Genomic DNA, 12,721 nt, shown 5'->3' on the forward strand with positions numbered 1-12,721 from the left:
GCCATGGAGGAGATCAACTTTTCCGACGCTCAGCGCGCCCTGATCGAGAACTCGGGCAGCGTCTTCATCCCGGCCTGTCCGGGCGCCGGCAAGACTCAAAGCATCGTCGAGCGCTTCATCCAACGGCCCGGAGTCAGCCCCCGGCAGGGCGTCGCGCTGCTGTCGTTCACCAACGCCGCGATCAACGAGGCGCGCCATCGGTGCGCGGGGCGGCTAGACCTCCTCGCGTCGCCGAACTTCGTCGGCACCATCGACAGCTTCATCAACAGGTACATCGTCACCCCGCTCTACGTCGCCTTGACGGGCACGACCCCTACGTTCAAGGACTCGTGGAGCACCGTTCAGGGCACCGCCTTCAAGGTGCCCGGCATGCCGACGATCGAGTTTCAGCTCAGCTGGTTCGCCTTTGACCACGACGGCAGCAACGCAACGTTCATCGAACACCAGATGACGTACATGCAGTCCAGGATGGTTGCAGGCATGTCGGAGCAGCAGCGAAAGGCGGCCGCGGAATACGCGTCGCGGCGGGTCCGCCGGTTCACCGACAACGGGGTCATGGACTGCGCGGCGACTCGGGTGCTGATGCAGCACTATCTCTCCGACGAGACCAACCGAGCCCGCCTCGGCGAGTTGATGGCCGCCCGCTTCGGCCTAGTCATCGTCGACGAGGTGCAGGACTGTAGCGACAGCGACATCTTCCTCATCAACTTCCTGCTCGACTTCGGCATCGAGGTCGTCATGGTGGGCGACCTCGACCAGTCGATCTACAACTTTCGCGGCTCCTCCATCGAGGCGGTGGAGAAGTTGGTCTCCCGGGTCCCCGGGGGCATGCGCTTCGACGGCAACTACAGGAGCGCCCCGGCGATCTGCTCGGTTGTCGACAGTCTGCGGGCGGGCACTAGCACCGATAAGCCGCTGGGGAAGTGGCAGCACGAACCGCACGCCGTGATGGTCCTGCCAGTAGGTGGCTTGACGGACGCCCGCCTGGGGATCATCAAGGTCGCGGAGTCTATGGGCTTCTCGGCCGGCGAGATCAAGGTCTTGGCCTACGCCGAGAAGAACGCTCGGGCATGTGCTGGTGCGTCGCCTCCGGGGGACAAGAAGGGGGGCAAGTTTGTTCAGCTCGCCCAGGCGGCAGCGACTCTCCAGGACCTCCGCGCAAGCGCTCGCGCTCGCACCCAGGCAATGCAGATGATCGAGGGCATCCTCCGAGAGCTCGCTGACGAAGAGCACCATGCCATTGCCGACGCCGAGTTCCTGGGCTCGGTGGGGCTCACGCCCCGCACCTTTCGGGACGGCTGCTTGCGGCTTGCCAGCAGGACGTCACCCTTCGACGGCACCCCCAGCGCCTTCCGCGGCGAGATGTGTGAGGGGATCAAGGCCTTGGGCTGGAACAGCTGGATCAAGACCAGTAGCTTGCGTATCCCGCCTGGTGGCCAGTGGCCCGTGCTCCTCACCGATGAGCCCGACGCGCTCGACTGGTCCACCATCCACGGCTTTAAGGGACTACAGTCGCCGGTCGCCGCGGTAGCCATCCCAGCGTCCAAATGGCCGAGCCCAACGGACGGCGTTGGGCTCTGGAACTCCGGGGATGCCGGCGAACACCGCCGCGTGCTGTATGTTGGCGCCTCCCGCGCCGAACGTCTGCTGATCCTGGTGACGGAGTCCTTCCAGACGCAACGCGTCGTCTCCTGCCTCCAGCGTGACGGCGTGCCGTTCGAGGTCTTCGAGACCAACTGAAAAGAGCCGGGCGTCCAGCGGGGCGCCCGGCTCCACCCCACGCACGCGTCGATGCGGCGTCGACGCCTTCCCACGCAGGCCCTCGCGCGATCGTGGGAACTGCCGTGGGGGCGGGGCCGGCCGGAGTCTTCCATCGTTGCAGGACAGCGCGACGACCTCTGCGCTACGGCCCCGCCCGTCCGGGCTTACAAACGTTGTGCCCGGAAGGCCTGGGCCAGGTCTTCGCGCCCGGCGGCCTCGGCGCGCTGCAGCGGGGTGCGCAGCAGGCCGTCCTTCGCCGTCGGGTCCAGGCCGGCGGCCAGCAGGCGAGGGAGCAGTGCGGTGCCGGGGAAGTACGGGAGCAGGTGCAGCAGCGTGCGGCCCTGATCGTCGCGCAGGGTCGGGTCCAGGCCGCGGTCCAACGCCGCGGCCATGGCGTCCGGGTCGCCGTGGTGGACCAGGGACAGCGCGGCGGAGCGCAGGGTGCGCATCTGCCGGGGCATGCGGATCTTCGGGTCGGGCCAGCCGGCGGCGGCGGCGAAGCAGCCCTGCAGGCGGCCGCCCAGCGTGGCCAGGGCCTGTTCGCGGAGGACCTCGGCGTCCGTGTGAGGGATTCGCAGGCGGCCGTCGTGCATCACGATCTCGTGGATGGCGCCGGCGCAGTGGACGCGGACGCGGTCGCGCAGTGGCTTCGGGGGCGGCAACGGGACCGGGGCGGCGGCGGGGAAGAGGGCGGCCTGCAGCAGCGGGTGCAGCTCGGCGCGGGTCAGCTTGCCGGAGAAGAGGCGGGCCACCTCGGGTGGGCAGCGGAAGTCGGACGCGTCGATGAGGGGGAACGACGTGCGCGGGGCGCCGAAGGCCTCCCGCTCCAGGTGCGACGGGGTGCGCGCGTGGGTGCGCAGCAGGCGGGCGCGGGGGCGGGCGCCGGCGGGCCAGTCGATGATCTGGCACCAGCCGGGCCATTCCAGTCTGATCGGGGTGGGGCGCGGCGGCGCCAGGACGGCGTGGATCGGCCGGCGCAGGCCCGACAGGACCTTGTCGATCCAGGCGAGGTCGTCGGTGACCGGGGTGACGGTGACCCGCTCCGGCTCGAGCTGCACGTACTGCAGGTCGAAGCCGGCCGTGGCCCACGCGGCGGCGGCGCGGCCCGACTCGTGCAGGGCGAGGGCGCGCTCGGTGGTGCCGGCCGGGTCGGGCGCGCCGAGCTCCTCCGGGGGCAGGCGGCGGCCCGCGGTGTCGAAGAAGGGGATGCGCTCGGCGCCGCCGCAGCGGGCACGGAGGTCCGCGGTGTGGCGGGCGTCCCACTGGTACGGCAGCAGGGAGCGACCGGGGCGTCCGCCGGGCCGGAGGGTCAGCTCGATCCGGCGCGGGCCGCCGTACGACGTTGCCGATGCCACGACGGCCGTGGTGCCGTCGTGGCGCAGCAGCGCGTAGGCGCCGTCCGACGCGTACCACCACAGGAGGTCGGGGGCCAGGTGGCGCAGGTCCTCGACCGGCTCCGCGCTCGGGTGGACGACGACGTTGGCGGCCGCGCAGGCGCCGCGCCAGTCGCCGGCCAGGCGCAGGCGGGTGGCCGCCGCGACCATGTACGCCGAGATCGACGGCGGCAGCCACTCGTGCACTCGCGCGCTCCCCCTCGGTGATGAAGGACAGCGCCGGCCGGACTCGAACCGACGTCTCCAGCTTAGAAGGCTGGTGCGATTTCCTTCTTCGCCACGGCGCCGTCGCGCACCACCCTACCGACGGCTCGGTGATGGAAGCGCGACTGGGCGCGGACGTGGCCTGGCCCGGGAGTCACGGGCCGCGACCACGACGGACGTCGCGGTAGCTCTGCTCTGAAAGCCACCGCGACGTCCGCGAGAACGGTTACCCGGCGGAACAGACGTTGCCGTTCAGCGTGAACGCCGACGGCAAAAGGTTCGGACCACTGTAGGCGCCGACGAAGCCGATGCTCGTCGCGGCGCCCGGGGCCAGGTTGGTGTTGAAGTCGGCCGGGGTGACGCGGACCGTGGTGCCGGTCTGGGTCCAGGTGCCGTTCCAGCCGCTGCTCACGCTCTGCCAGTTGGTGGGCCAGGTGAACGTCAGCGTCCAGTTGTTGATCGCGGCCGTGCCGGTGTTGGTGATGTCGATGGTGCCGACGAAGCCGTTGCCCCAGTCGTTGCCGTCGGTGATGCGGACCTTGCAGGTGCTCGTCGCCGGGGTGCCGGTCAGGAACGTCAGCGGCGGCGAGGACCAGCTCACGCGGCCGGCGCCGTCGCGGGCCAGGACGTTCACCGTGTACCGCGTGCCGGGCGTCAGGTTGGCGGCGGTGAACGTCGTCGACGTCGTCTCGCCCAGCTGCTCGCTGCGGGCGCCGTACTGCCGGTACACCTCGTACTTCACGCCGGGCTGGGTCGCCGGCCAGGTGAGCGTGGCGGTGCGGTCGGTGACCGAGGCCAGCGACGGGCGGGCGGGGGCCTGCGGAAGGTTGGCCGCCGGTGACGACGGGTGCAGGGTGAGGACGGTCAGCGAGTACGGCGGCAGGTTCTGCGTCGCCGCCGTGCCGCTCTGCGCGGAGGTGATGCCCGTGGCGCCGTTGAGGTACGACTCGACGGTCGGGGCGGCCGCGGACGGCGTGTAGCCGCTGTAGCTGATCTTCACCGGGTGGGCGGCGGCCGGGTCCATGTTCACGAGCAGGACCGTGAGGTCGCCGTTGGGCCGGCGGGCGGCGTGCGCGGCGACCAGCGCGTTGTCGGTGCCGGCCCGGACGAGCTGGTCGCCGGGGCGGGCGAAGGAGTGCATGAGCTTCAGCGCGTGGTACGGCGCGAACGGGGTGTTCATCGGCGGCTCGCAGACGTTGTTCGCGTCGCAGCCGCCGCTGGAGAGCATGCCCAAGTCGCCGTAGTCGGTCTGGCCGCCGACCGTGGAGACGGTGCCGATGCCGTTGTGCACGTCCCACCAGTCGACGGTGAACACGCCGTTCTCGAGCATGCCGCTGTACGTCTGGGCGAGGAACAGCGCGCCGGGCTGGGTGTTCTGGCCGACGCCGACGTTGGTCTCGGTGAGGCTGATGCCGATGCGGGCCGCGTTCGGGCCGGCGTAGCGGGCGATCTGGTCGCGCGCCATGTACATCATGTCGTCGATCTGCCCCGGCTTGGAAAGCGCGTCGGCCTCGGAGCCGCCGCCCGGATACCAGTGCAGGTCGACGAAGTCGATGTACGGGCCGGCGGTCGACAGCACGACCTGGTTCCAGGTGCCGGCGTCGCCCGCCCCGACCAGGCCGTCGGGCCAGTTGGCCGGGGTGGTGAGCACGGCGCCGACCTTGATGTTCGGGTCGACGGCCTTCATCGCCCGGGCGAAGTCGACGACGCCCTGCGCGTACGCGGCCGGGCTCTTGTCGGCGTGGTCGTCGGCCTCCCACGCGGTGCCGTAGTGGCCGTTGCCGTAGTTCTCGTTGCCGATGGTCCAGTAGTTGGCGTGGTAGCCCTTGGTGACGTTGGCGTAGCGCACCCAGTCGGCGGCCTCCTCGGCCGTGCCGGTGCCGTAGTTCGCGATGATCATCGGCTGGGCGCCGATGCGCTGGGCCGAGGCCATGAACGTGTCGAAGTCGGTGCCCGGGGCGACGTACCCGCCGGGCGCGGTGTGGGTCTTCCAGTGGTAGATGTCGGCGTACGAGCCGCCGGGGTAGCGCAGCATGCCGGCGCCGGCGGCCCCGAGCAGGTCGGACACGGCGGTCGTGCCGAGCTGGGAGTCCCAGATGGCGTCGTTGACGCCGAGCGCGGTGTCGGCCACGGTGGCCCGGCCGGCGTTGGCGTTGACGGTGACGTTGGTCGGGGCGGGATCGGCGTACGCGCTGCTCATGGTCAGCGGGACGCCGCCGATCGCGACGAGCAGTGCGAGGGCGCGCACTGAACCCTTCCGCATGGGGCAAACCTCTCTCGGGGTGGGGAATCGCTTCGACGCTCGATCGACGCCCGTCTTGGTGCAAGGTCCCGCCCGGCTTGTCGGAGTTTGTCGATATGGTTGGTGCGAACGTTTCATGGATGCGTGCAGCTGACCGCCGAGGGCCGCGCCGTCGCCGCGCGGGCCGCCGCCGACCTGGGTGCGTTCTTCGGCCCCGGGTGGGCGGCCCCCGCGCCCTTCCTCGAGCTCGTGGCGCTCTGGGCGCGGCTGCGGCTGCTCGTGGAGGCCAACGTGCAGGGCATCGCGAAGCTGCGCGGCAACCTCGCGCGCAACCCGTCGCCCGACGAGTTCCGCCACGGCATCCTGCAGGCCCGCCTGGCCGCGCAGGGCCTGCTGGCCGGCGAGCGCCCGGTCCTCGAGCCCCCGGTCGGCGACGTGCTGATCGGCTCGCTGCTGCTGGAGCTGCGTGGCCTCAACCCGGGCGGCCCCGACGCGCTGCGGCGGTTCGTGCGGGCGGTCGAGCTCAAGGCCAAGCAGACCCGCACCGCCCCGGCGGTGTGGGTGTGGATCGAGGACGGCGGCGCGCTCGGCGCCGACTTCGCCGCCGAGCCCCTGGAGCGCGTCTTCAACGCCTGGCCGCACCTGCTCGGCGTCGTACTGACCAGGTCACTCGCCGCCCCCGCGGCGACGGCGACCGAGCCGTCCGGGCGCGGCGCGCGCTTCGTGCGGACGCTGCCGGGCGGCGTCGTGCGCGAGTCCGTCGTCGTGCATCGCCCGGGCGCGCAGCCGGCCGGCTTCGCGATGGTGTGCCGGCTGTGCCGCGACGAGCCCGCCTGGCTCGACGCCGCCCTGGCCCGCCTCGGCTTCCCGGGCGGCCTGGCCGCGCTGTTCGAGGCCGAGAAGGACGAATTTCCGAGCTACCGCGACGTCCGCCGTGGTTGCGGCCCGTGACTCCCGGGCCTCACCGTCCGCGCATGGTCGCGGTTTCCCGCAGCCACTCCAACCCCGGCTCGGCGTGGGTCACGATCGTGAAGTGGCTGTCGCCCGCACACCGGCGCAGCTCGGCATTCGGGCAGTTGGCGGCCAGCCAGGAACCATGGCTCGCCGGAATGATCCGGTCCTCGGTGCCGTGCAGCAGCAGGACCGGCGCGGCGATGGCCGCCGGGTCGCAGCCCCACGGCAGCGTGTAGGAGACGTCGTCGTCGATCTGCCCGAAGGGCCCGGCGTCGAGCGCCGGCCCGGCGACCTTGCCCAGCCAACCCCACGGCCCCTCGAAGACGGTCAGGTCGGCCGCGGTGAACTGGGAGTCGTACGCGAACCCGGAAGCCTCCAGCGCCGCCCGCACCGGCCGGCCCGCCGCCGCGGTCCCGAGCGCGGCCACCCCCGACGGCACCATCCCGGCGAACCAGTCGAGCCCCTCCGCGCCGTACGGCGCGATGGCCGCCAGCGTCACCACCCCGGCGACCCGGTCGCCGAGCGCCGCGGCGGTGCCCAGCGCGTAGGTCCCGCCGCCCGAGTACCCCACGACGGCGAACCGCCCGAGCCCCAGCGCGTCCGCGATCGCCGCCACGTCCCCGGCGACCGAGGCGACGGTCCGCCCCGGCGCGACGGTCGAGCCGCCGTACCCGGGCCGGTCGAACGACACCCACCGCAGCCCGAGCCGCTCGGCCGCGGCGAACAGCGGCTCCGGCGGCGCCCCGAGGTTGGGCGTGCCGTGATGCCACACCACGGGCAGCCGCCCGTCGCCGTCGGGCGCGGTGTCGTACACGTGCAGCGTGCGCCCGTCGCCCGCCGTCACGTCCAGCTCGATCATCTGCGCACCCCGTTTCGCCGCCCGTTCCGAGGACGCTAGTACACCGGACGCGCCGCCGCTTGACGGTAACCACTACATGAGTAGAGTTAACATCCGTGCAGCGTAACCGCCCCCCGTCGCCGCAGACGGTCAACGTCCTGCGGGCGCTGGCCGCCGACCCGGCCCGGTGGCGGTACGGCTACGACCTGGCCACCGAGGTGCACCTCAAGTCGGGCTCGCTCTACCCGATCCTCGTCCGGCTGGCCGACCGCGGCCTGCTGGAGACGTCGTGGGAGCCGGGCGTCGGCAGCCGGCCGCCCCGGCACCTCTACCGCCTGACCGGCGACGGCCGCGAGTTCGTGGCCGCCCTGACCGCCGCGGGCCGCGACCGCGCCGCCGCGCACCCCCGCCGCCGCTTGAGTGAGGCGTGATGCCGTTCTTCCTGGTGTTCCTGCTGACGCCGATCGGCGTGGCGATCGCGCTGTACCGCCGCAACCCGCGCCGGTTCCTCGACGGCCCGGCCGAGGACGCGCCGCTGCGGCTGCTGCGCTGGGCGATCGGCCTGCTGTCCCCGCAGCGGGCCGAGTGGGGCCAGGCCATGCTCGGCGAGCTCGCCCACCTCGACGGCCGGTGGCGGCGGGTGCGCTTCGCGCTCGGCTGCACCGGCGCCGCGCTGGTCATGCCGCCCTGGGGCCGCGCCGCCGCCGGCCTCTGGGCGACGATCGGAGTCGCCGCGGCCAGCCCGGCCATCTACGCCGGCCTGACCGTCGGCTACCGGCTCGGCACCGGCGGCTGGATCGCCCTCGCGGTCGTCGGCCTGCTCTGCGCCGCGTACGTGCTCGGCGCCAGCGCGCTGCTGCGCCGCCCGGGAGTCGCGCTGCCCGGCCTGCTGGGCGGCGTGTTCGCGACCGCGGTGGGGCTCGTCCTGGCCGGGTTCACCGCGGTCGACCAGGTCACCTTCATTCCGCGCCCCTGGCAGCAGTGGGTGCAGGTGATCGCGGTGCCCGCCGCCATCGGCGCCGCCGGCACCCTGTGGCGGCGCGACCCGGCCACGGGTCGCCGTGTCGCGCGGCTGGCCGCCCTCAGCGCCGGGCTGCTGCAACTGCTCTACGCCACCACCGCGGTCGCCGTCCTCGGCGGCGGCGGACCACCCGACCAGGACGGCGGCTTCACCGTCCGCGGCACGGTCATCGACCGCCTCGGCAACAACATCGTCGACCTCGCGGTCGGCCCGCTGCTCATCGCGATGGTCGGCTGGGCCGCCGCCGCGCTCGCCGGCTACCTGGTACGCCGCCCACCCGCACCGGTGCAGGAGGTGTGAAACCCATGGCGCCACGCCGCCGAGCCGTACGCCTCACCCTGCTGATCCTCGCCGTCGCAGTCCTGACGGCGCTCGCCGCCGGCCTCCAGCTGAGCAGCCGCTAGTCAGGCGGACGCCGAGAGGCGGACGGCCTCGACCCGGCCCTCCAGCCGGAGCGGGCCGGCCGCGTACGGCACCAGCAGCGTGTCGCCCCGCCGCACCGCCAGGTCGTCCTGCTCGCCGGTCAGCCTGCCCTCTCCGGCCACCACGACCAGCACGCTGAAGCCCTGCTCCACGCGGTCGCCGCCGCGCAGGCGGCGGGCGGCGAAGAACTCGTCCGCGGCCTCGGGCAGCAGCCGCGCCGCGGTGCCGCGCAGGCCGTCGAGGCGCGAGGGCGTCCAGGCGCCGCGGTCCACGCACTGCAGGGCCAGGTCGTAGCCGAGGCCGAGGTGGCCGTCGGCGATGCCGAAGCCCTCGTACTCCAGCAGCACCGAGAAGTCGGTCGGCTCCTGGACCTCGACCAGCAGGATGCCTTCGCCGATCGCGTGCGGCAGGCCGGCCGGGCAGAGGATCGCGTCGCCGGTCGCGACGGGGACCCTGTTGGTGGCGGCGAGCATCTCCTGGGTCCGCTGCCCCTGCACCCAGCCGGCCAGCTCGGCGGCCTCCACGTCGCGGGCGAAGCCCAGGTGGACGTAGGCGTCCGGGCGCGCGGAGACGATCACCCAGGCCTCGGTCTTGCCGTAGGGCGTGGCGAGGTGCGCGTTGGCGAAGCGGCGGTCGGGGTGCACGTGCAGCGGCAGCCGCTGGCCGGCGTCGAGCAGCTTCACCAGCACGCCGGTGTCGGCGCGCTGCGGGCCGAGCCACCAGCGCGGGTCCGCGGCGATCGCCTCGGCCAGGACGCGGCCGTCGGCGAGGGTGGAGAGCCCGGACGGGGCGAGCCCGAACCGGCTGGTCACCGAGCCCACCCAGTCCTCGGGGCGGTCGGGCAGCGCCGGTACGTTGCGGAACTCGGCGATGCGGCCGGCGCCGCGGTAGAACGTCTCGGGCTGGTTGGCGAACAGTGTCTCGACGGTCATCGGTGTCCCTTCAGAGCCAGCTCGGCGAGGAAGCCGCCGACGAACGTGTCGCCGAGCCCGACGGTGGTCGGGTTCTGGACGTCGAGCTCGAAGCCGGGAACGCAGTCGACGGCCTCGCCCAGGCGTGCGCGCAGCGCCTCCGCGAAGGCGATGGACTCGGGCCGCCGCGGCAACCGGCGCAGGCGCTCGACGTCCTCGTCGGTGAAGTCGTCGCCGTGGCAGTAGCGGGTGGCGGCCATGACGGTGCCGCTGTCGAGGGCGCCGGCGTAGTCGCCGGGGCCGAGCGCCAGGGCCCAGTACTTCGTGTGCAGTACCAGCGTAGGCACCGGGATGAGCCGGTGCACGGCGGTGAGCGCATCCGCGACGTCGTCGGCGGCGAGCAGGTCGACCGGGCGCCCGAGGTACGACTGCAGCTCGTCCTCGTTCATGCCGTACACGTCGATCTCGGGCAGCAGCGCCTCCCGGACCCGGCGGCTGAAGGCGGGCTCGTGGTACGCCGCGTCCTCGAAGTAGGTGACCGCGCCGGGCGGCAGCCGCCGCATGTGCTCCTTCAGCGCGGCGAGCCGCTCGTCGAGCTCCGCCTCGTCGCGCATGGCGTTGAACCCGGAGATCAGGAAGACCTCCGCCCGGCCCAGCCGGTCGCCGAGGTCGCCGGTGAGCAGCATGGTGCTGTTCGCCGGGTCGTTGACGTAGATCAGGCGGTTGGGGAACGGCGCGACGATGTCGATGTCGTTCGCCCGGACGCGCAGGCCCTTGGCGTACTGCACGATCAGGTGCGGGTAGAAGGTGTCCCCGGTGCCGCTGTTGGTGTATTCGCTGTCCGCCGGCAGCAGCCGGCGGAAGGTGTCGTTGACGGTGACCAGGTGCAGCGTCGACGGCACGCCGAGCCGGCTCATCAGGATCCCGGCCCGCACCGAGGTGCCGCCCAGGGTCTCCCGGTGGGGGAACCGGTTCACGAAGGCCGACAGCGCCGGGGCAGAGGCGACGAAGTGCTCGCCGCCCGCGCCCCGGGCCACGTATCCGAGGATGGATACCAGGAGGTCCCGCTCACTGGTCACGGCGGCCGGCGACGTCAGCTCCGCGGCGACGAGGCCGTGCTCGGCGACTAGCTGCTCCAGGACGCCGGCGGTCAGCTTCAACTCGTAGTCGACGCAACCGCCGAGGCCCAGGACTACACGGGACGCGTCGGCCATGTCAGTAGAGCGAGGCCTTGCCGGCGGCGCCGAAGAGCTCGATCTTCTGCGCGGCGACGACCTTCATGGCGTCGATGCAGGCGGGCTGGATGGAGTTCGGCTCGCGCACCTTCTTGTCGCTGCCGAGCACCTCGCGCATCTTGTCGTGGTAGGCGACCTTGATGTCGGTGGAGATGTTGATCTTGTTGATGCCGATGCGCGCGGCCTCGCGGATCTCGTCGTCCGGGTTGCCGGAGCCGCCGTGCAGTACCAGGGGGATCTGGACCTTGCTCTTGATCTCCTTGAGCAGGTCGAGCTTCAGCTCCGGCTTGAGGTGGGCCGGGTAGAGGCCGTGGAACGTGCCGATCGCCACGGCGAGGCTGTCCACGCCGGTCTGCTCGACGAAGGTGACCGCGTCGTCGGGGACGGTGTAGATGATCTCGGCGGCGCCGCCCTCGGCGTAGGTGTCGTTCCCGCCGATCGTGCCGAGCTCGCCCTCCACGGACACCCCGAGCACGTGCGCGGAGTCGGTGACCTTCTTGGTGATCGCGATGTTCTCCTCGAACGGCTTCAGCGAGCCGTCGATCATCACGGAGGTGAAGCCGTACTGGACCGCCTGGAGGATCTGCTCGTAGGTGGCGCCGTGGTCCCAGTGGATCGCGATCGGGACGCTCGAGTTGTGCGCCCGCTCGATGATGCCGGCGATCATCTCGCGGCCGATGTGCCGGACCTCGTCCGGGTGGATCCCGACGATGAGGGGGGCGTTGGTCTCCTCGCTGATCTCCACGATGCCCCTGAACATCGCCCAGTCGCTGATGTTGAAGGCGGGCACGGCGAAGCTGTGCTCGTTGGCGACGTCCAGAATCGCCTTGCCAGTCGTCAGCATGCTGTCTTTCTCCTTTTGCGTTACTGCCTTGTGATGTCGATGGCGGGTCAGGCCTTCACGGCGCCGGCGGTGAGCCCGCCGATGAACCGCCGCTGGAACAGCAGGAAGAGGACGAGGACCGGGATCGACCCGAGGATGCTCATCGCCATCATCTGGTTCCACTCGTACGAGTGCTGGCCCATGAGCAGCTGGATGCCGATCGGCACCGTGCGCATGTCGTCGGTGCGGGTCAGCGTGAGCGCGAACAGGTACTCGTTCCACGAGATCATGAACGTGTAGACCCCGACCGCGATCAGGCCGGGCACCGAGATGGGCACCAGGATCCGCCACAGTGCGGTCCAGCTGGTGCCGCCGTCGACCTTGACGGATTCGTCCAGCGCCCGGGGCATGGTGTTGAAGTACGCGGTGACCATGATGATCGCGTAGGGAAGCGTGAACACCATGTGCGTGAGGATCAGGCCGGGATAGGTGTTGTACAGGCCGAGCCCGACGACGAGCCCGAAGTACGGAATGACGAGCGTGATCGGCGGCACGGCCTGGACGCTGACGATCACGGCGTTGATGGTCTTCTGGAGCGGGAACGAGTAGCGGCTGAACGCGAACCCGGCCAGGACGGCCACCAGCAGCGTCAGGATGGTCACCGCGAAGGCGACGATGTAGCTGTTGAGGAAGAACCGCAGCTGCGCGCCGTTACCGAAGATCTCCCGGTAGGCGTCGAGCGAGAAGCTCTTGGTGATCAGCTGCGGCGGGTTGTGGAAGACGTCCCCGTTGCTCTTGAACGACGTCGACAGCATCCACAGCACGGGCAGGCCGGCGAACAGGCCGCCGAGGACGAGCCCGGTGATGACGCCGGCCTTGGCGAGGGTGCGGCGGGTCTTGACGTTCATGGCCATG

The 12,721-nt window shown here is 71.7% G+C and carries 11 protein-coding genes and 1 tRNA gene; 4 read left to right on the forward strand and 8 right to left on the reverse strand.

The window, feature by feature from the left end; translation table 11 throughout:
- The first annotated feature begins 3 nt into the window (after positions 1-3).
- Complete coding sequence (locus ACQEVU_RS56925; RefSeq protein WP_433339558.1) at positions 4-1,740, forward strand: UvrD-helicase domain-containing protein; 1,737 nt, start codon at positions 4-6, stop codon at positions 1,738-1,740.
- Between the two features lie 185 nt (positions 1,741-1,925).
- Here ACQEVU_RS56925 and ACQEVU_RS56930 read toward each other — a convergent pair whose 3' ends face one another.
- The 3 genes from ACQEVU_RS56930 to ACQEVU_RS56940 form a co-directional block, all read right to left on the reverse strand.
- The gene (locus ACQEVU_RS56930) at positions 1,926-3,341 is read right to left on the reverse strand and encodes a hypothetical protein (protein WP_433339559.1); all 1,416 of its coding nucleotides are present in this window, start codon (positions 3,339-3,341) and stop codon (positions 1,926-1,928) included.
- Between the two features lie 28 nt (positions 3,342-3,369).
- Positions 3,370-3,442 (reverse strand) — tRNA-Arg (locus tag ACQEVU_RS56935).
- A gap of 143 nt (positions 3,443-3,585) precedes the next feature.
- Positions 3,586-5,622, reverse strand: a complete 2,037-nt coding sequence (locus ACQEVU_RS56940; RefSeq protein ID WP_433339560.1) for a cellulose binding domain-containing protein — start codon at positions 5,620-5,622, stop codon at positions 3,586-3,588.
- Positions 5,623-5,745: 123 nt separating this feature from the next.
- Here ACQEVU_RS56940 and ACQEVU_RS56945 point away from each other — a divergent pair, with 123 nt between their 5' ends.
- Complete coding sequence (locus ACQEVU_RS56945; RefSeq protein WP_433339561.1) at positions 5,746-6,552, forward strand: hypothetical protein; 807 nt, start codon at positions 5,746-5,748, stop codon at positions 6,550-6,552.
- Between the two features lie 10 nt (positions 6,553-6,562).
- On the opposite strand, the gene ACQEVU_RS56950 is transcribed toward ACQEVU_RS56945, so the two are convergent.
- Positions 6,563-7,414 carry an alpha/beta fold hydrolase gene (locus ACQEVU_RS56950; protein ID WP_433339562.1) on the reverse strand — a complete coding sequence of 284 codons (852 nt, stop codon included), beginning with the start codon at positions 7,412-7,414 and terminating at the stop codon, positions 6,563-6,565.
- 95 nt (positions 7,415-7,509) lie between these two features.
- Between ACQEVU_RS56950 and ACQEVU_RS56955 the strand changes: the two genes are divergently transcribed.
- Positions 7,510-7,824: a PadR family transcriptional regulator gene (locus ACQEVU_RS56955; protein ID WP_433339563.1), complete on the forward strand. Its 315-nt coding sequence runs from the start codon at positions 7,510-7,512 to the stop codon at positions 7,822-7,824.
- Positions 7,824-8,714, forward strand: a complete 891-nt coding sequence (locus tag ACQEVU_RS56960; RefSeq protein ID WP_433339564.1) for a hypothetical protein — start codon at positions 7,824-7,826, stop codon at positions 8,712-8,714. Before ACQEVU_RS56955 ends, ACQEVU_RS56960 begins: the two co-directional genes overlap by 1 nt.
- A gap of 104 nt (positions 8,715-8,818) precedes the next feature.
- On the opposite strand, the gene ACQEVU_RS56965 is transcribed toward ACQEVU_RS56960, so the two are convergent.
- From ACQEVU_RS56965 to ACQEVU_RS56980, 4 genes are read right to left on the reverse strand one after another with little or no spacing between them, the layout of a single operon-like run.
- Entirely contained in the window at positions 8,819-9,769 is a 951-nt protein-coding gene (locus ACQEVU_RS56965; protein WP_433339565.1) for a class I mannose-6-phosphate isomerase, read from the reverse strand.
- Positions 9,766-10,962, reverse strand: a complete 1,197-nt coding sequence (locus ACQEVU_RS56970) for an ADP-dependent glucokinase/phosphofructokinase (RefSeq protein WP_433339566.1) — start codon at positions 10,960-10,962, stop codon at positions 9,766-9,768. Before ACQEVU_RS56970 ends, ACQEVU_RS56965 begins: the two co-directional genes overlap by 4 nt.
- A gap of 1 nt (position 10,963) precedes the next feature.
- Positions 10,964-11,827 (reverse strand): ketose-bisphosphate aldolase, encoded by an 864-nt coding sequence (locus ACQEVU_RS56975; RefSeq protein ID WP_433339567.1) that lies wholly within the window; start codon positions 11,825-11,827, stop codon positions 10,964-10,966.
- 47 nt (positions 11,828-11,874) lie between these two features.
- Positions 11,875-12,720: a carbohydrate ABC transporter permease gene (locus ACQEVU_RS56980; RefSeq protein ID WP_433339568.1), complete on the reverse strand. Its 846-nt coding sequence runs from the start codon at positions 12,718-12,720 to the stop codon at positions 11,875-11,877.
- Between the last annotated feature and the right edge of the window lies 1 nt (position 12,721).

The sequence above is a fragment of the Dactylosporangium sp. CA-139066 genome (assembly GCF_050936175.1).
Taxonomy (GTDB): Bacteria; Actinomycetota; Actinomycetes; order Mycobacteriales; family Micromonosporaceae; genus Dactylosporangium.

What these genes read in the sequence shown, in the direction of transcription:
- ACQEVU_RS56925 (WP_433339558.1), top strand. Translation starts at nt 4, where the DNA reads ATGGAGGAGATCAACTTTTCCGACGCTCAGCGCGCCCTGATCGAGAAC.
- ACQEVU_RS56940 (WP_433339560.1), bottom strand. Translation starts at nt 5,622, where the DNA reads ATGCGGAAGGGTTCAGTGCGCGCCCTCGCACTGCTCGTCGCGATCGGC.
- ACQEVU_RS56950 (WP_433339562.1), bottom strand. Translation starts at nt 7,414, where the DNA reads ATGATCGAGCTGGACGTGACGGCGGGCGACGGGCGCACGCTGCACGTG.
- ACQEVU_RS56960 (WP_433339564.1), top strand. Translation starts at nt 7,824, where the DNA reads ATGCCGTTCTTCCTGGTGTTCCTGCTGACGCCGATCGGCGTGGCGATC.
- ACQEVU_RS56965 (WP_433339565.1), bottom strand. Translation starts at nt 9,769, where the DNA reads ATGACCGTCGAGACACTGTTCGCCAACCAGCCCGAGACGTTCTACCGC.
- ACQEVU_RS56970 (WP_433339566.1), bottom strand. Translation starts at nt 10,962, where the DNA reads ATGGCCGACGCGTCCCGTGTAGTCCTGGGCCTCGGCGGTTGCGTCGAC.
- ACQEVU_RS56975 (WP_433339567.1), bottom strand. Translation starts at nt 11,827, where the DNA reads ATGCTGACGACTGGCAAGGCGATTCTGGACGTCGCCAACGAGCACAGC.
- ACQEVU_RS56980 (WP_433339568.1), bottom strand. Translation starts at nt 12,720, where the DNA reads ATGGCCATGAACGTCAAGACCCGCCGCACCCTCGCCAAGGCCGGCGTC.